14 protein-coding genes are annotated in these 17,922 nt (G+C 67.3%); 3 read left to right on the top strand and 11 right to left on the bottom strand.

Features of this window, described 5'->3' with window-relative positions; all coding sequences use genetic code 11:
- Positions 1-51 precede the first annotated feature (51 nt).
- The 3 genes from QF036_RS08790 to rimP form a co-directional block, all read right to left on the bottom strand.
- Positions 52-384: a YlxR family protein gene (locus tag QF036_RS08790; RefSeq protein WP_307031735.1), complete on the bottom strand. Its 333-nt coding sequence runs from the start codon at positions 382-384 to the stop codon at positions 52-54.
- Between the two features lie 248 nt (positions 385-632).
- The gene (gene nusA, locus QF036_RS08785; protein WP_003798366.1) at positions 633-1,610 is read right to left on the bottom strand and encodes a transcription termination factor NusA; all 978 of its coding nucleotides are present in this window, start codon (positions 1,608-1,610) and stop codon (positions 633-635) included.
- Positions 1,610-2,227: a ribosome maturation factor RimP gene (gene rimP, locus QF036_RS08780; protein WP_307101023.1), complete on the bottom strand. Its 618-nt coding sequence runs from the start codon at positions 2,225-2,227 to the stop codon at positions 1,610-1,612. Before rimP ends, nusA begins: the two co-directional genes overlap by 1 nt.
- Positions 2,228-2,332: 105 nt before the next feature.
- Here rimP and QF036_RS08775 point away from each other — a divergent pair, with 105 nt between their 5' ends.
- From QF036_RS08775 to QF036_RS08765, 3 genes are all read left to right on the top strand, one after another.
- On the top strand, positions 2,333-3,544 hold the full coding sequence (locus QF036_RS08775; protein WP_307101022.1) for a ferritin-like domain-containing protein: 1,212 nt from the start codon (positions 2,333-2,335) through the stop codon (positions 3,542-3,544).
- 86 nt (positions 3,545-3,630) lie between these two features.
- Complete coding sequence (locus QF036_RS08770) at positions 3,631-4,374, top strand: VIT1/CCC1 transporter family protein (protein WP_307101020.1); 744 nt, start codon at positions 3,631-3,633, stop codon at positions 4,372-4,374.
- A gap of 116 nt (positions 4,375-4,490) precedes the next feature.
- On the top strand, positions 4,491-5,558 hold the full coding sequence (locus tag QF036_RS08765; protein WP_307101018.1) for an aminoglycoside phosphotransferase family protein: 1,068 nt from the start codon (positions 4,491-4,493) through the stop codon (positions 5,556-5,558).
- Positions 5,559-5,664: 106 nt separating this feature from the next.
- Here QF036_RS08765 and QF036_RS25245 read toward each other — a convergent pair whose 3' ends face one another.
- The 8 genes from QF036_RS25245 to ispG form a co-directional block, all read right to left on the bottom strand.
- Complete coding sequence (locus QF036_RS25245) at positions 5,665-6,255, bottom strand: RNA 2'-phosphotransferase (protein ID WP_373460121.1); 591 nt, start codon at positions 6,253-6,255, stop codon at positions 5,665-5,667.
- A gap of 75 nt (positions 6,256-6,330) precedes the next feature.
- Entirely contained in the window at positions 6,331-6,666 is a 336-nt protein-coding gene (locus QF036_RS08760) for a hypothetical protein (protein ID WP_307101017.1), read from the bottom strand.
- Between the two features lie 26 nt (positions 6,667-6,692).
- Complete coding sequence (locus QF036_RS08755) at positions 6,693-12,350, bottom strand: DUF6531 domain-containing protein (protein ID WP_307101015.1); 5,658 nt, start codon at positions 12,348-12,350, stop codon at positions 6,693-6,695.
- A gap of 120 nt (positions 12,351-12,470) precedes the next feature.
- Positions 12,471-12,752 (bottom strand): hypothetical protein, encoded by a 282-nt coding sequence (locus tag QF036_RS08750; protein ID WP_003803594.1) that lies wholly within the window; start codon positions 12,750-12,752, stop codon positions 12,471-12,473.
- 229 nt (positions 12,753-12,981) lie between these two features.
- Positions 12,982-13,776, bottom strand: a complete 795-nt coding sequence (locus tag QF036_RS08745; protein WP_307101013.1) for a sulfite exporter TauE/SafE family protein — start codon at positions 13,774-13,776, stop codon at positions 12,982-12,984.
- 15 nt (positions 13,777-13,791) lie between these two features.
- Entirely contained in the window at positions 13,792-15,603 is a 1,812-nt protein-coding gene (locus QF036_RS08740) for a proline--tRNA ligase (protein ID WP_307101011.1), read from the bottom strand.
- Positions 15,604-15,894: 291 nt separating this feature from the next.
- Positions 15,895-16,782: a GNAT family N-acetyltransferase gene (locus tag QF036_RS08735; RefSeq protein WP_307105859.1), complete on the bottom strand. Its 888-nt coding sequence runs from the start codon at positions 16,780-16,782 to the stop codon at positions 15,895-15,897.
- Entirely contained in the window at positions 16,745-17,911 is a 1,167-nt protein-coding gene (ispG, locus tag QF036_RS08730; RefSeq protein WP_003805892.1) for a flavodoxin-dependent (E)-4-hydroxy-3-methylbut-2-enyl-diphosphate synthase, read from the bottom strand. Before ispG ends, QF036_RS08735 begins: the two co-directional genes overlap by 38 nt.
- Positions 17,912-17,922 lie beyond the last annotated feature (11 nt).

Here is a 17,922-nt window from a genome sequence, read left to right as displayed (position 1 = left end):
ACAAAGTTGTCATCGTTACGCACTCATCGCTGGGAACTCATCGGGTTTCCATCAGATTTCTGACCCGCTTTCAGGTTGGACGGTTGGTACTGCAGACGCCGGGACGTCCGCAGCGTGCGCTCCTGCCGTTATCCGGCGTTCGACGGCGGCCGTTCCGGTTGACCCGTTGAGGGCCCTTCCGAAGGCTCGCCGCTTGACCGCCAGGGCCAGGCACGCTTCGCTGGGGTGCAGCCATGCACCCCGGCCAGCCATCCGGCGTCGTTCATCCACCACGACGGCGGACGAACCGCCGGTGTCGGAGACGAGCCGGAGCAACTCTGACCGCGGCCCCTTTTTCCGGCATCCGATGCAGGTACGCTGCGGCTGATTCCCGAGTTGTTGCACGTGTGCCACTGCCGAGTATCTTCCTGCCTGTACCTATCTGCCTGCCCGGCCGCCCGCCACTGCCTTTCGGCAGGACCCGGTGCTCGAACACGCTGATGCCGGCCGCTAGGCGCGGCCAAGTTCTATTCTAGCCCCTCACGGGGCCGATACCCGAAACCGGAAACCGAAACTGCCCGCCGCGGGGGCGGGCAGTTCGATCAGGCCAAGAGCCTGTGCCGGACGGTTTTTCCGCTGTCCGGCAGGGGCTGCTAACCGCGCGGAGCGGCGGCGTCGGAGACGATATCGATTCGCCACCCCGTCAGTTTGGCGGCGAGGCGGGCGTTCTGCCCCTCCTTGCCGATGGCAAGGGAGAGCTGGTAATCCGGCACCACGACGCGGGCTGATCGGGTGGCCTCGTCGGTGATGGTGACTGAATTCACACGCGACGGCGACAGGGCGCTGGCGATGAAGGTGGCCGGATCCTCGCTGAAGTCTACGATGTCGATCTTTTCGTCGTTCAGTTCGGTCATGACCGCCCGCACGCGCGAGCCCATTTCGCCGATGCACGCACCCTTCGCGTTGATGCCCTGGGTGTTTGCCTTGACCGCGATCTTGGTGCGGTGCCCGGCTTCGCGGGCCAGGGCGACAATCTCCACGGAGCGGTCGGCGATCTCCGGGACCTCCAGTTCGAAAAGCTTCCGGACCAGGCCCGGGTGCGAACGGGAAAGGGTGATGGACGGGCCCTTGGTGCCCCGGTGTACGTCGATCACGTAAGCACGAAGCCTGTTCCCGTGGATGTACTTCTCCCCCGGCACCTGCTCCGGCGGCGGAAGCAGGGCCTCCACCGTGCCGAGGTTGACCTGGATCATGTGGGGGTTGTTGCCCTGCTGGATCAGCCCGGCAACAAGTTCACCCTCGCGGCCCTTGAACTCGCCCAGGACGTTGTCATCCTCAACGTCGCGCAGCCGCTGCAGGATGATCTGCCGGGCAGTGCTTGCGGCGATGCGGCCGAACCCGGCCGGCGTGTGCTCGAACTCGCCGATAGGTGCGCCGTCGTCGTCGATTTCCGTGGCCCAGATGGTTACGTGGCCGCTCTTGCGGTCCAGCTCCGCCCGGGCCTTCTCGAAGGCCCCCGGCGACTTGTGGTAGGCGACAAGCAATGCCTGCTCGATCGTGGGGATGAGGAGATCCAGCGGGATTTCGCGCTCACGCTCCAGGAGTCTCAGCGCGCTCATGTCAATATCCATCAGGCCTCCTCAGAAGGTCCATTGTGCTCAGTTTCCAGACCGGCCTCGTCGAGGCGGCTGAACTCAATTTCGACTTTTCCGCTGCGGATCTTGTCGAAAGGAAGTTTTACGGGGTCGCCCTGCCTGGGCTTCATGCCCTTTTTCACGGCAATTTCGGGGACAACGGTCACGCCGGCGTCGTCAACGGAGCTGATCCTGCCCGTGACGTTCTCGCCCTGGATCACATTGACGCTCACCATGCGGCCGCGGGCGCGGTGCCAGTGCCGGGGCTCGGTCAGCGGCCGCCCCACGCCGGGCGATGAAACCTCAAGGTCATAGGGACGGCTGTCCGTGCTGGGGTCGCTGTCCAGGATGTCGGACAGTTCCTTGGAGATGTCTGCGATGACGTCAAGGCTCACCCCGCCCGTTTCTTCCTGTGGCAGATCCACCACTACGTGGACCACACGGTTGGAACCTGCGATGTGGATGGCAACATCCTCCAGGTAAAGCCGGTGCGACTGGACCGCGGGTTCCAGCAGCGCCCGGAGGCGTTCAGCCTCAGGATTGTGGACAGCCGCGGGTTCAGCCTTTCCCGCGTTGGTCCGGTCTGATGAAGTCGTGGCTTCTGCATTGCTCACGATGCCGGCCGCCTCCCGTTAGATGATGTTGTGACTACTAGCGTAGCGATTTTCCGGGCGGCTTGGTGCACGGACTTCCTGCCGGCCGTGACAACATGGTCTGTTGTGAATGACGACAACGGGCGAAAAAGAAGCCCGGCCAGCTATCTCCGGTACGGCCTGCTGGCACTCTCCGCATTCCTGGTGCTGAGTCTCGGTTTTGCGCTGATTCCGCGGGAATCCCCGGCACCGCCAGCCCCACCCTTCTCCGAGCAGGCGCGCACCGCCGCCCTCGCCGAAACCCTGGACCTGAAGACTGCCAGCCAGCAGCTCGCGGAAGGGTCGTCCGGAGCCCGGCGGCAACTGTTTTCGCACACTGTGACATTGCTGACTACGCAGGCAAGGGCACTCCTTCTTCCGGGCGGTGCCACCGCCGGTTCTGCGGCCGGCACAAGTTCCGCGGCTGGCGCCCCGGGAACCGCGGGCCCCGCCGCCACGGCATCATCAGGGACAGCACAATCGGGCACGGCAACGCTGCCGGCGCTGGTGGCCGCGTTGTCCAAGAGCGGCAAGGCACGTCTCGTGCATGCCGAGAAGGCCGACGGCGGGATGGCCCGCCTGCTCGCCGCGGTAGGGACCGCTCAGCTGCTTCAGGCGACGGCGCTGGCACAGGCTGCCGGGACACCGCCACCCGTGCTTGAGGCGCCGGTGGCGGCGCGGGGCAACGCGGCCACGGCGTGCAGTTCCGCGGGCAGCAGCATCGGGCCAAGCGCTGGGTCACAGGATGGCGCCCCATCAAGCAACGGTAGCCAGTCCAGCCAGACAGAGGACTCGACGGACAACGCCACGCTGGCTGCCGCCCTGAACCGGGTGGTCCGGACAGAAGTTGAGACGGTGTACGGCTATCAGGTGGCGCTGACGCGCCTGGACGGGTCCGCCGCGGACCAGGCCGCCTCCCTGCTGGCCACGCACGAGTCCCTGATTGGCCAGGCAGAGGCGTACACCCGCGTTCACTGTGTGTCCGTTCCTCCCCGTGAACCGGGCTACACCCTGGGCACCTCGTTCCTGCAGAAGCCCGCTGCGGGACTGGCCAGCCTGGAAGCCGGAACACTCCCGGTCTACGGCGACCTGGTGGCCCTGAGCGAGGGTGAGACGCGGCGGTGGGCAGTCTCCTCGCTGGTCGCGGCTGCCCAGCGGACCATGCGCTGGGGATCCGATCCGGGGCCCGTACCAGGCATTGTGCTGGACACCGCGCTCCTGCCGGAACTTCCGGAGCAGGCTGCGCCCTCGGCAAGCCCGACCGACGGCGGCGCAGCGGCAACTCCCGCCGCACCCTAGAGGCGGGGGGCCGGCGGCCCAGTGTCCAGGGTCGGCCGGTGACATCGCACTGGCAGCCGGCTGCCTCTGAGTGGTTTGCTGGAACCATGGATCCAGCGGACAAATCGGCGTTGCCCCCGGACAGGCAGCACGCCAATGAACCCCACAACAACGACATCGTGCACCGTTTGAACTGGCTGCGTGCCGGTGTCCTCGGAGCCAACGACGGGATCGTGTCGGTTGCGGCGATTGTGGTGGGTGTGGCCGGTGCGACCAGCGAGCACGGCCCCATCCTCGCTGCCGGTGCTGCCGGGCTCGTGGGCGGTGCTGTATCCATGGCTTTGGGTGAGTACGTCTCCGTCAGCAGCCAGAGCGACAGCCAGAAGGCGCTGATCGAGAAGGAACGGCGCGAACTGGCCGAGGAACCGGAAGAGGAGCTGCTGGAGCTCGCCGCGATCTACCGCAGCAAGGGCCTGAGTGAGGAAACAGCCCAGAATGTGGCGCGGGAACTCACAGAGCACGACGCCCTGGCCGCGCACCTTTCCGCCGAGCTCAACATCGACGAGCAGGACATCGTGAGCCCTTGGCATGCCGCCTTTGCGTCAGCCATCGCCTTCACACTGGGGGCCGTGCTGCCGATGCTCGCCATCCTGCTGCCACCGGAAAACATACGCGTGGCCGTGACTTTCGGGGCAGTCCTGCTGGCCCTGGCCGTGACGGGCGCCGTGGGCGCGTGGATCGGCGGCGGCTCGAAAACCCGGGCGGGTGCACGTGTGGTGGTGGGCGGGGGCCTGGCCCTGGCCGCGACGTTCACCATCGGCAACCTGCTGGGCGCCAGCGGCATCGTCTAGCGGCGCTTGCCGCATCGTGTAGCGGCGCTTGCGGCATAGTCTGGGCAGGAGCTGTCCGGTCTTCCCGCTGCGCTGGCCTTCACGCTGCGAAAGGCCCCCTCTACTACGCTGGAGCTGTGAGCCCGCCAGCAGACGTTCCCATTCCCCCGGACCTGACCCGCCGCTATTCCCGCAGCAGCGCCGGCAGGGCCTGGCTGGCGTCACTGCCGGACATGATCCGTGGCCGGCTGGAGCAGTGGCAGCTCGAGCTTGACCTGGCACCGGGAGCGCTTCCCTGGAGCGGGCACGGCGCTGTCGTGGTGCCGGTCCGCGCGGCAGGATCGGCGGCGGCATTGAAGGTGGCCTTTCCGCATGACGAAGCTCTGGTGGAACGCCATGCGCTGGCGCTGTGGAACGGCCATGGTGCGGTGCGGTTGATTGCCTCTGACGCCGGAACGTGTTCCATGCTCCTTGAGCGCCTGGATGCCGGCAGGTCGCTCCGGACAGAGCCGATGGACACCGCCCGTGAGGTGTGGGGCGGGCTGATGCGGCAGCTGAGCCTCGTCCCCGACGGCCGGCCGCAGTGGCAGGAATTTCTGCACGTGGCCGCGCGGGCAGAACAGTGGAGCGATGACCTGCCCGCCGAATGGGAACAGCTGGGCCGCCCGTTTCCCCGGTGGCTGCTGGAGGCCGCGCTTGAGGTGTGCCAGACGCGAGGCGCCGTGGGCCGCCGCTCCTCTGAGGACGTCCTTGTCAACACGGACTTCCACTACCTGAACATCCTGGCCAGGCCGGAAGCGCCCGGGCCTGCGTCGGGGAGCACAACGGCTGGAAATGCTGCCGCCGACGACTTTGCCGCCATCGATCCCCAGCCGATGGTGGGTGAGGCGGAGTTCGCCGTGGCTCCCGTGCTCTGGAACCGGATTCCGGACCTTCCCACAACGGATCCCGCCGCCGGCCTACTGGCCAGGTGCCATGACTTCAGTGTCGCGGCCGGGCTGGACCCGGAAGTGGCCCGGCAGTGGAGCCTGGCCCGGGAGGTGGACAACGCCCTGCACTACACCTCGAGGCCGGGCCACGCTGGTGACGTGGCACGGTCACTGTGGGTGGCCAGCACACTTGCCGGGCGGACCCTGGACGGGCTTCCGGCTGCCCACGACTTGCCCGAACCGGGCGAGGAGGCCACGAACACGTCGCCGTCGTAGGAATGTCAGGGCCGTCAGGGCCGGACGGCTTCGACGGCCGTCCGCACCGCTTCCACCGCAGTGGCACGTCACCGGCGTCGGCACCGGCACCGGCACCGGCAGCAGCTTACTTATCGACAGCGTTCACGTCAGTGGGAATAACACCTGGGATCCCCACCGCCGAGGCCGGGATGGATGTGGCCAGCCAAATCCCTGATTCCGGCCTATAGAAGAGGACCCCACTTGCCGTGGCGACACCCGTATCCACCGTGAGGATAGCGGGATTGAGGTCCTTTCTCACTCCCACTTGACGGGCCTGCTCCACGGTCTCCGCGAGATGAACGTACTGTCGCTGCATGGGTAGGATCCCAGACACTCGAATCGCGGGGACGGTTGCTCGCGCGGTCCCGTGGAAAAGCACCGGTGGGGGCGGAGTCGGTTCATACAGCGCCTGCACGGGTATGGAATGTCCGTGCAGGGCTCGTATCCGGCCTTCGGCCATCTGGTGCCGTTTCTTCTTTGAGGCTTCGAGAACCTCACGAATTGTCGTCTCGTCGACTAATTCCCACTCCTGGCCCAGCCTGTGTAGCGCCCGAAGCAGCTCAGTGACGGGCGCCCACCCTTGCGGATCCAGCGCCAGACCATACTCGCCCGGTGCGTGACGGAGCGCATGGGACAAGACACGGCTGATCTCTGACCTGCTGGGCCGACTATTCATCTGGTGCCGCCTTTCAGCGAATCTCGTCCCCGTCCGGCTGCGTTGCCTCGCGTCTGTCACATGCCGAGCTAGAGCTCAATCGAACTCGATGAAGTCTCGTACCGCCGCGATGAGCCACTCATCCATCGAGGCGTACTCCGAGATCGCGCGGCGTACCGCCTCCCCGCCTGCGGCTCGAACAACGTCGAAGTCATCGATGACCACGACACTCCCGCCAGTCCAGCATGCTACTTCGTCGTTATCGGTCCTCCGCGCGAAGGGGATGACACCCCACCCCGGGAAAAGCTCATCGACATGCTGCGTGCGCTGCAACTGCTCGGATCCACGTAACAGTGCCCACGGTTCCAGGTCGATCACCCCACACTCGATCATGCGGTCATAGAGAACCGGTAGTGAAAGATTTTGCATCATCGGTCTTGTTGCCTCTTTCTTGCTGGCTAATCTCCGGCCCACCCAGTGGTTGGCGACCCTTGTGGATACGTGTTGCGGAAGACTGCGCCCTGGTTCCCGATCCTGTTTTCAACCGCTTCGCCCCACGTCGCAGCAGGTTGGCCCCGCTCCGGCCCCCTTGGAACCGGGAAGCGCTGGCCCACAACTGGATCGTCAATTATATCCGTGTGAAGATGCACATTGGCGTGAACGGGATTGTTCGTATAAGCGGCCGCAAGTACCCGCCTATTGTCGAGTGTTGTGTATCCCCCATCAGTCATGAGCACAACGTCAGCAGGATCAAAACGAGACCAGCCGTGTTCGGCCATGGTATCAATTCGCGATTGCAGATCCGTGACACTTCGCTGACTGAAACGTACATCCGACGCATTGAGTAAGGTCGGGTTTGGGGCCAGATCGCCCAGGCGAGTGGTTGGTCCCACCGGAAGATCAACCCGGCTGGCGGCGCCGATGGGTAAGGCCCCGGTGCCGCCGCCCATGGCGGTGGCACCGATAAATCCGGACGGCGTGTGGGGGCCTGGCCCGGTGAGGTATCCGCCGGCTCCGCTAATCGACCCTTCAACACCGTTCTCCACGGCCATACGGACCATGGGGTTGTTGACGAGCTTGCCCGCCGCCATACCGACACCGCCGCCGACCATCCCAAGTCCACCCGAGATCGCGGCTTGGCCCCAGTTAACTTCGCCGGTGGTTGCTTTCTGGATCACAACGTCGGCGCCGAAACTCATCAGCCCCATCCCGACGACCTGGCCACCGGGGACGAACATCAACGCCGCCCCGCCGACTATCGCCATGCCACCGGCAACATATTCCCAGTTGTCTGCCAGCCAGTTTCCGGCGGCGGCGAAGGCCCCGCGGGTGGAGCCGTCGTAGGCTTTGAGTTCGTGATCGGTGAGTGGGCGTAGTCCGGTGGGGTCTGTGGTGTTGAGGGGGTTGTTTCCGGCGTAGGCGTAGGGGTTGCCGTCCCAGCCTGCGCCGAGGATGGGGGCGAGGGGGTCGGTGGAGAGGAAGCCGCGGGCGGCGGGGTCGTACGCGCGTTTGCCGAGCCATTCCAGGCCCGCGATGTCGACGCCGCCGTTGCCGGTGATGCTGATCCCGGCGGGCAGCGCACCGCCCAGCCCGGATACGGCACCGGCAGTTCCTGTGCCGCCGGCACCTGCAGTTCCGCCGGGAGCAGGAAGGGCGGGAGTGCCGGTGAGGGCCCAGGGGTCGGTGTGGTCGGTGGGCCGGGCGGCGCGCCAGCCCGGCGCGGTCCATGCGTCGCCAATGCCGGTGACGCCGCCGGGCAGGGTGAGGACCTGTCCGCCGCTGATGCCGGCCAGGGTGGGGATGGGGTTGGCGGTGTCCCACCACAGCTCCGCGCCATCAACCGCGGCGAGTTCGCCCAGGGCGTCCACCCACAGTTCGTGCCGGGAGACTGCAGCGCCGTCGGGGGTGCGGTCGGTGGTGCCGCCCAGGTGGCCGGTCGGGCCCCAGGCGTACTCGGTCCAGGACCCGTCGGGGCGGATGAGCCGGGTGCGGCGGCCCAGCCCGTCGTGGACGTACTCGGTCCGGGACCCGTCAGCCTCGGTGACGGCGAGAAGCTGCCCGCCGGCGTCGTACTCGTACTCCCGGGAACCGGCCGGGGTGCTTTCGCGCAAGAGCCGACCGCCGGCGTCGTACACCCACTCGGAAACGGAAGCCGGTGCCGAACTGTCCCGGTCCCCGGTCCGGGTGGTGGCGGTGACCATTTGCCCGGCGCCGTCGTACCCGTAGCGGGTCACGGCTCCGGCACGGGTCAGGCCCGTGATCCGGCCGTCCCCGTCCCGGCCAATCAGGGTGACATCAGCGGCACCCGGGTTCGCAGTGTCCGTGCGGGTGTGTTCGGCGAGGGCGCCGTTGCGGTAGGCCCATTCCTGGACCAGGTCCCCGGCGGTCGCGGCGGTGATCCGCCCCGAGGCATCGTGGGTGAACACGGCCTCCCCCAGCCGGGGGTTGCTGACGGAGGTGACCCGGCCCGCGGTGTCGCGCCGATAGGTGGTGGTGGTTCCGTTGGCGTCGGTGAAGGCGGTGCGGTGCCCGTCGGCGTCGTAAGCCCAGGACAGGCCCTTGTTCGCGCGGGTGCGGGAGGTCAGCAGCCCGCGCCGGTCAAACCCGAGCTCGTGCTCGACCGCCAACCCGTCACCGGCGGTGTGGTCGGTGATGACCACGCGGCGGCCGATCAGGTCACGCTCGATCCTGGCGAGCAGCTTCCCGTCAAACGACGTGGAGTTTTCGCGGCCGGCCGGGTCGTAGGTCCAGGTGGTGGTGTGCCCGTCCGGGCCGGTCTGGGACAGCTGGCGCCCGGCGGGGTCGTAGGCGGCGGTGGTGACCCGTCCGAGCGGGTCGGTCACCGACTCCACCTGGTCCGTGGCGGTGTAGGTGCGCGTGGTCACCCCACCCACGGGGTCGGTGATGCGGATCAGGCGCCCGCGGGCGTCGTACTCGAACCGGGTCCGCCCGCCCACGCCGTTGACGGTCTCGGTCAGTTCCCCGGCCGGGTTGTATTTGAACCGGCGGGTGCCGTACCAGGTGTCCTGGCAGAAGGTCAGCCGGCCTGCCTTGTCGTAGCCGTACCGGGACACGCCCTGCCCGGGGGCACGGTGCAGCACGAGCCGCCCGCACACGTCGTACTCGAACGTCTCGACCTCGCCCGTGGGCAGCGTCCGGGCCATGACACGCTGATCGGCGTCGTAGGCCAGTTCGGTGACCGCCCCGGCCGGGTCCGTGGTCCGCCAGGGCCGCCCGCACCCGTCGTACTCATACCGGGTGACCGCGCCCGTGGGAGAGGTAATGGAGGTGATCTTCCCGGCCACGTCCCGGCCCAGGACCGTCAGGCCGCCCTCGCCGTCGACGAGTTCCACCGGGTTGCCCGCCGCGTCATAGGAGACCAGCTCCGCGGACCCGTCCACCGCCTGCACCCGGGTGGGGCGCCCGTACCCGTCAAAGCTGTACGTGGCGGACGCGAACGCGTCCGTCAGGGTCGCCGTGCCGGCCCTGCGGTCCGACGCGGCCTCCGTGCGGACCCCGGTCGGATCGACGACGGCGGTCAGGGCACCGACCTTGTCGTACTCCCGCACCCAGTCATGCCCGGCAGGGTCCGTGATGCCGACCAGCCGGGAGAGCGTGTCGTGGGCGAAGCCCCACCGGGCACCGTCCGGCAGCACCGCGGCGGTGACATTGCCGAGCTCGTCGAAAACCCGCTCAATACTGCGGCCCAGCGGGTCGACGGTCCGGACGAGTTCGCCGTTGGCGGCATACTCCAGTTCGGTCCGTCCGCCATCCGGGGCGGTGAACGCGGTGGTCCGCCCCGCGGAATCGTGCTCGAAGGCCCAGACGGCGCCGTCCGGGTCCTCGCGCCGCACCAGCAGCCCGGCCGCGTCATAGCCGAAGCGGGTCGTAGCCCCGGACGGGCTGATCGCCGCGACCGGACGGCCCGCATCATCCCGGACAATTCTCGCGGTATCGCCTGCCGCGTTCCGGGTCGCGACCAGGTCCCCGAACCCGTCATAGTCGAAGTCGACGGCCACCCCGGCCGGGTCCGTGACCCGGGCCAGCAGCCCGTCCCGCCATTCCAGCCCGGTGAGCCCGCCCAGCGGATCCCGGATCACCGAAGGATCCCGGGAGACGTCGTCGGCGTACTCATAGGAGACGACCGAGCCGGACTCCGTCACCAGGGTGGTGATGCGGTCCTGCCCGTCCCAGCCGTAGCTCAGGTCCGCACCCTCCGGGGTCACGGTCCGGACCTTCCGGCCCCGCCCGTCGTAGGCGTGCACCGTGACCGCCCCGTCACGCTCGGTGAAGGACACCAGGTTCCCGTGCGCGTCATAGGCCATCGACTGGCGCAGGTCATGACCGTCCAGCACGCCGACCAGGCGGCCCTTCGCATCGGCAATCCACGAGTTGGAGCGGGTGCCGTCCTCATCCGAAACCACCGTCACCCGGCCCGGCAGGTACGCGAACCTGGTCCGGCGCCCGTGCTGGGTCACCTGCAGGACCACCCTGCCGTGGTCGTCGTAGCTGTTCTCCGCCTCAAGAACACCCGCGGCCGACACCACAGCATCAATCAGGCCCTGCCCGTTCCACCGGTACCTGCGCGCGCCCAGTTCGGTCGCCACCCGGGTGAGCCTGCCGGCGTCGTCATACCCGTACTCCACCCGGCGCCCGTCCGAGGCCCGGACCAGCGCCACCCGGCCGTCCCTGCGGCCGTCCGCGTACTCGACCTCGAGGAAGCGGCCCCGCACATGCTCCAGCCGCGCCACCGGACCCGCGCTGCCGGCGTCGGCCGCCTTGCCCCGGACCACGGACACCGTCCGGCCCGGCCCCGACCCGGCGCCGAGCCACACCCCGGCAAGGGTGTACGCCCACCAGGCGCCCTGGTTATCCCGGACCACCAGGACCTCGGCCGCGCCCGCCGGCAGGGAGCCCAGCTCCGCCAGGCCTGCCGCAGTCACGGGCTCCCGGGCCAGCCAGTAGTTTTCACCTGCCGCGCGGCCCCAGCCGTCCCCCTCGCGGGGGAAGTCCACCGCCCGGCCGTCCGCCATCACCCACCGGCAGCCCTCATCCGAGACCGCCAGGTACTGGTCCAGGACCGAGGCCCACCCCGGACCGAACACCCCGGGCGCCTCCAAACCCGACGCCAGCGAGTTATACATCCGCGACAGCACCAGGTTCGAGGCGGCCCCGGCGAACCCCAGATCCGTTTCCGGCTCGATGAAGTTGCCCGTGGCCGTGTTCACCGGGTCATTGGCGTAACCGCTGGTAGGCAGTGCTCCCGCCGCCAATGGCGGGTCGATCACCAGCCCGGACCTGCTGGCGCTGACTCCGGCCGCGGCCAGTGCCTCGTTGACCGCCGCGTCCGAGAGGGTGGAAACGTTTCCCTCGCCCCCGGCCGCGGCGAACGCGTCAGCGACAGTCACCGCCCACCGTGCATCGTTCTCGTTGGCCCGCAGGAACTCCCGGTAAGCGGCGACTACTCCCGACGCCTCGATCCGTCCCCAATAGCAGCCGGACTCAAACGCCGACAGCTGCCCCTCCAGGGTTCCCGGGGCCGAGGACAATCCCTCGTCCAGGCCGCGGGAGTTCGCCGCGAAAGACCGCAGGCTCGCCGGACGCGCCGAGGACGTCCCGCCCCCGTACCCGCCGCCGGGCTGGGGCGTCTCCCGGGACCCGGTCGCGGCACTGGCCGGGGCGAACGCAGGAGCACTCCCCGGCCGGGCGTTCGGCCGCTCCTCCTCACCGAAGAGCCACTCGCCGGCCTGTTCGAACCAGTTCCGGTCGTTATGCTCCCGGACCCACTCGTTGTTCCGCTCCCGCCGGGCGTCCTCTTCATGCCCGGCGTCGATCATCTTCCCGACGTACCCGGCCACCGTCCGCAACGCCGCCACCAGCGCGTCAGCATCATTCCTCGCCGTGGCGGCATTAGCCGCGAAAAGCTCCGAGAAGTGCCCCCGAAAGTCCTCCTTCGCCGAGGAGACATACGACACCCGCGAACCCGCATGCTCCTCCAGCCGTGACGCCGCCGACTCAAACGCCGACCTCACCGCCCCCGCCACGGCGTAGTCGAACCGCCCGCCCTCAGAAGCATCCGAATCCGGCAACAACGGCACCTCAACGAACTCGGTCACAACCAAAGCCCCCCAAAAGAACAAAACTCAAACAACAAGACCACACCCGGCAACGGCCGGGTAACCGCGCACTCACCCAAGCGGCGCGCTTACCCGGCCCTCACACAAGAAAAAACAGGCTCAGGCGCCGCCGCCGGCGGAGAAAATGTCCTGCGAGATCTTCTGCAGCTGACCCCGCAACTGCTCCAACTCCTCCTTGGCCTTATCCAACGCAGCCTTCGTCTCCGGCCACGTCGAACCACGGAACTGCGCAGCCAAAGGACCATCCCAAACATTCGGATCCGACAAAACCCGCCCCTGCGCATCCAGCGCCGAGATCTGGTCCGTGAAACCACCATTAATGATCGACTGCACCTGCCCAATCGCAGCCTTCGCTTGCTCAGTAGACAACACACGCGACATAAAAATTCCTCCCCAAAGACAACCCCAAAATACCGCCGAACACAGAACCGCCGACGACCGGACGAAGCCGAGGCTACCAACACCCGGCGAATAAATCCAACAAAAAGACAAACCAGTATGGCGCCCATATTAGAACTGCGTTATGCCTGTTGCGGAACTACCCGCCGAGTGGGCTGGTTTTCCAGCCAGCACGTGGCGTGCCGGACGGCAGCCCCGCCGGGAGCCAGACTCAGGCGAAGTTCTCCTGCCAGACGTCGAGGGCGAGTTTGACGATCAGGGCGAAAACCACCACGAGGAACACCACCCGGACGAACTTGCTCCCCTGCTTTACAGCGGTGCGCGCGCCGAGATAGCCCCCGGCCATGTTCGCCGCGCCCAGCAGCAGGCCGACTCCCCAGAGCAGGGACCCGTGCGGGAGGAAAAATATGAGTGCCCCGGCGTTCGTCGCCATGTTGACGATCTTCGCCTTGGCGCTGGCCTCCAGGAAGGCGTACCCCATCGCCGAAACCAGTGCGATTACCAGGAAGGATCCGGTGCCGGGCCCGATCAGGCCGTCATAGAACCCGATCACGGCCCCGATGGCGCAGGCCACCACGTAGTGTGTTCGGCCGTCGTGCCTGAGCTCGGTGAGGTGTCCGGCGTCGCGCTTAAGGGCCGTGGACAGCGCAACGGCGACCAGCGCCACCACGATGATCGGCTTGAACACCTCCGCCGGCAGCCGGGTGGCCAGAAACGCCCCGCCGAAGCTGCCCGCCAGCGCGATCACGGCCATGGGCACGGCCGTCCTCAGATCGGGCCGGACGCGGCCGTAGTAGGTCACGGCGCTGGTGGTGGTGCCGAAGATGGAGCCCATCTTGTTGGTAGCCAGTGCCTGCACCGGGGTGATCCCCGGCACGAGCAGCAGCGCCGGCAGCTGCAGCAGGCCGCCGCCCCCCACGACGGCGTCCACCCAGCCTGCGGAGAAGCCAGCCACCACTATCAGGACAATAGTGGCGAGCTGGATCGACTCGAACCCCGAAACCACTTAGTGGATCGGCGGTCAGTTGCTGCGGACGGCGTTGACCACGTAGTCAACGGCCTTGTCCACGGCCACGTTTTCAGCCTCGCCGCTGCGGCGGTCTTTGATTTCGACGACGCCGTCCGCCAGTCCGCGGCCGACGGCAAGGATGGTGGGTACACCAACAAGCTCAGCGTCGCCGAACTTGACGCCCGGGGAAACCTTGGGCCGGTCATCGTAGATGACCTCCAGGCCCGCGTTTTCAAGCTCGAGGGCGAGCTGCTCCGCGGCAGCGAAGATCTCCTCGCCGCGGCCGACTGCCACAACGTGCACATCGGCCGGAGCCACGGAGCGGGGCCAGACGAGGCCCTTGGCGTCGTGGTTGGATTCCGCCAGGGCGGCCACGGCACGGGTGACCCCCACGCCGTAGGAACCCATGGTGACAGTGACCTGCTTGCCGTTCTGGTCCAGGACCTTCAGTTCCAGCGCCTCAGCGTACTTGCGGCCCAGCGCGAAGATGTGCCCCATCTCGATGCCGCGGGCCGTTTCGAGCGGTCCGGACCCGTCCGGGGCTTCATCGCCGGCGCGCACTTCGGTGCATTCAATGACGCCGTCCCACGTGAAGTCGCGTCCCGCGACAAGCCCGTAGACGTGCTTGCCGGCCATGTTGGCACCGGTGATCCATGCCGTGCCGCTGACGACGCGCGGATCCACCAGGTAGAGGAGCTTGGCTGCACCCTCCAGGCCAAGAAGGGGTGCGTCCAAGGACATGCCCGGGCCGAGGTAACCACGCACAATGAGCGGGTTGCGGGCCAGGTCCTCCTCGCCCGCGGCTTCCACGGCGATCTCGCCGGCCACCGGGAGGTAGGCACCGATGTTGGCCTCGACGCGCTTGAGGTCGACGCCCCGGTCTCCGGGGACGCCGAGGACCACGATCTGACGTTCCCCGGTGGGCAGGGTGACCGCGAGAACAACGTTCTTGAGGGTGTCAGCGGCAGTCCAGGGGCCGCCGTCGGCCTCACTGCGGGGCACGAGCTCGTTGGAGGCAGCCACGAGCGTTTCGATCGTGGGAGTGTTCGGGGTATCCCGGATTTCCGCGGCCGGAGCGTTGGTGAAGTCGATCTCGGCGGGAACCACAGTGGTCACGGCCTCGACGTTGGCTGCATAGCCGCCGGCCGAGCGGACGAAGGTGTCCTCGCCGACGTCGGTGGGGTGCAGGAACTCCTCGCTCCTGGAGCCGCCCATGGCGCCGGCCGTGGCCGTCACGGGAATGACTTCCAGGCCCAGCCGCTCGAAGATCTTCAGGTAAGCCGCACGGTGGGCGGAGTAGCTGGCGTCCAGCCCGGCGTCGTCGACGTCGAACGAGTAGGAGTCCTTCATGATGAATTCGCGGCCGCGGAGGAGTCCGGCGCGGGGACGCGCCTCGTCGCGGTACTTGTTCTGGATCTGGTAGATGCTCAGCGGCAGGTCCTTGTACGAGGAGTACAGGTCCTTCACCAGGAGGGTGAACATCTCCTCATGCGTAGGGGCCAGCAGGTAGTCGCCGCCCTTGCGGTCCTTCAGCCGGAACAGCCCTTCGCCGTACTCGGTCCAGCGGTTGGTCGCCTCGTAGGGCTCCTTCGGGAGCAGCGCGGGGAAGTGAACTTCCTGGGCGCCGATGGCGGCCATCTCTTCACGGATGATCTGTTCCACCTTGCGCAGGACGCTCAGTCCCAGCGGCAGCCAGGTGTAGATGCCCGGAGCCGCGCGGCGGATGTATCCCGCGCGCACGAGCAGGCGGTGGCTGGCCACCTCGGCGTCGGCGGGGTCTTCACGCAGTGTGCGCAGGAAAAGCTTGGAGAGTCGAAGAACCACGGGTAGGTGTCCGTTTCTGGGGGAAGTGCTGATTGTCTGGGTACTAATCTACCGGCTGGGCAGCAGTACAGGATTCCGGGTCCTGTGGTAGCCGAACAGGAAAGCCACGCCCCACAGGAGAAGCCCCTGGCCGTTTCCGGCTGGTCATCCCTGCGGTGGCGTGGCTTCGCGGCCGGTCATGCCGCTAATTCTCTGAGACCACCCGAGTCCGTAAACGCGGTTACAAAGAACCTATGTGATAGCCGTCACCGATTCCAAATCCGCTTTGGCGGGGTGAGGCTGGGCCTCGGGCTAGAAGAGAACTGTAGCGAAGGTCCCCACCTGGCGGAAGCCAACGTGTTCATATGTTGCCCGCGCCCGGGAGTTGTAGTCATTGACGTAGAGGCTGGTGACGGGTGCCATCTTCTGGGCCAGCAGCACCACGGCCGCCATGTAGCCGGCGCTCAGCCCGAGCCCCCGGTGGGTGGGATTCATCCATACGCCCTGCACCTGTGTGACCTCGGCCGTGACGGCGCCGAGTTCGGCTTTGAACACGACTTCGCCGTCTTTCAGGTGGACCAGGGAGTGGCCCTGCCGGATCAGGCCTGCCACCCGGCGGCTGTAGAAGTCGCGGCCGCCGAGGTAGGGCGAGTAGCCAACCTCCTCCTCGAACATCGCCGCGCAGGCAGGGAGGATGGCGTCAAAGTCTGCGTACTGCCCATATCCCAGCTGCCAGTTCGGCTCGACGGCGGGAGGGCCGGTGATGGTCATGAGCGGCTGGTCGGCCCGCACCTCGTGGGCCAGGTGGCCCAGCTCCTCCAGGTGGCGGTGCAGGGCAAGGACCGTGCCGGCCGGTCCGAAGATCGACGCGTACCGGCGTCCGGAGCGGTGGGCCGCAGCAGCCACCGGTCCGGCCAGCTCGGGGTCGAGCTGGACGGGGACCAGGTTAGCGCCTGCCCAGCAGGCGCCAACCAGTACGTCGCCGTCGAAAACGCCCAGGACGTTGGCTCCGCCCGGGGTGGGCGCGGCAGAGTCCGTGGACTCCAGGTGCGCCAAAATGAACACGTTGGCTACGGGATCGGTCTCTGCCAGTTCGCGCAGTTGACGCGTGTCCGCAACACCCAGTACCCGGACGGTGGCACCGTCCGGCGCGGGGCCGTCCTTATGAGACGCTAACCACGGGGCTACCCTTGACAGCATCTTCGCCATCGGCCTCCCCCATCTCTTCCGCGATACGCATGGCCTCTTCGATCAGTGTCTCAACAATCTGGCTCTCGGGGACAGTCTTGATGACCTCGCCCTTCACAAATATCTGGCCCTTGCCGTTGCCTGAGGCGACGCCGAGGTCCGCTTCCCGTGCTTCGCCCGGACCGTTGACGACACAGCCCATGACGGCGACACGCAGCGGGATCTCCATTCCCTCGAGACCGGCGGTGACCTGCTCGGCGAGGGTGTAGACGTCCACCTGGGCGCGCCCGCAGGAGGGGCACGAGACGATTTCCAGCTTGCGGGGCCGCAGATTCAGCGACTGCAGGATCTGGTTGCCCACCTTGATCTCCTCGACGGGAGGGGCGGAGAGGGACACGCGGATGGTGTCGCCGATGCCGCGCGAGAGGAGGGCTCCGAAGGCTGTGGCCGACTTGATGGTTCCCTGGAAGGCGGGGCCTGCCTCGGTCACGCCGAGGTGCAACGGCCAGTCGCCCTTCTCGGCGAGCATTTCGTAGGCCGCCACCATGACCACCGGGTCATTGTGCTTGACGGAGATCTTGAAGTCGTGGAAGCCGTGTTCCTCGAACAACGAGGCTTCCCAGACTGCCGATTCGACCAGGGCCTCCGGGGTGGCCTTGCCGTACTTCTTCAGGATGCCTGGTTCCAGCGATCCGGCGTTCACGCCAATGCGGATGGACGTGCCGTGATCCTTGGCCGCCTTCGCGATCTCCTTGACCTGGTCGTCGAACTTGCGGATGTTGCCCGGGTTGACGCGCACTGCCGCGCAGCCTGCCTCGATGGCCGCGAAGACGTATTTCGGCTGGAAGTGGATGTCAGCGATCACCGGGATCTGCGACTTCCGGGCGATGATCGGCAGCGCTTCAGCGTCATCGGCCGACGGGCATGCCACGCGGACGATGTCGCAGCCGGACGCGGTCAGCTCGGCAATCTGCTGCAGTGTGGCGTTGATGTCCGTGGTGGGCGTGGTGGTCATCGACTGCACGCTGATGGGGAAATCGGAACCGACGCCGACGGAGCCCACTTTGATCTGGCGCGTCTTGCGGCGCGGGGCAAGGACGGGCGGCGGTGCGGATGGCATTCCCAGGCTGACCGAGGTCACGTGGACTCCTT

Origin of the sequence: Arthrobacter globiformis, assembly GCF_030817195.1 — a bacterium.
Classification (GTDB): Bacteria; Actinomycetota; Actinomycetes; order Actinomycetales; family Micrococcaceae; genus Arthrobacter; species Arthrobacter globiformis_D.
This window is presented reverse-complemented; position numbering and strand designations above follow the sequence as displayed.

Coding starts and splice junctions, on each gene's coding strand:
- QF036_RS08770 (WP_307101020.1), top strand. CDS start 3,631: ATGGATCCAGCGGACAAATCGGCGTTGCCCCCGGACAGGCAGCACGCC.
- QF036_RS08760 (WP_307101017.1), bottom strand. CDS start 6,666: ATGATGCAAAATCTTTCACTACCGGTTCTCTATGACCGCATGATCGAG.
- QF036_RS25245 (WP_373460121.1), bottom strand. CDS start 6,255: ATGAATAGTCGGCCCAGCAGGTCAGAGATCAGCCGTGTCTTGTCCCAT.
- QF036_RS08750 (WP_003803594.1), bottom strand. CDS start 12,752: ATGTCGCGTGTGTTGTCTACTGAGCAAGCGAAGGCTGCGATTGGGCAG.
- nusA (WP_003798366.1), bottom strand. CDS start 1,610: ATGGATATTGACATGAGCGCGCTGAGACTCCTGGAGCGTGAGCGCGAA.
- QF036_RS08735 (WP_307105859.1), bottom strand. CDS start 16,782: ATGCTGTCAAGGGTAGCCCCGTGGTTAGCGTCTCATAAGGACGGCCCC.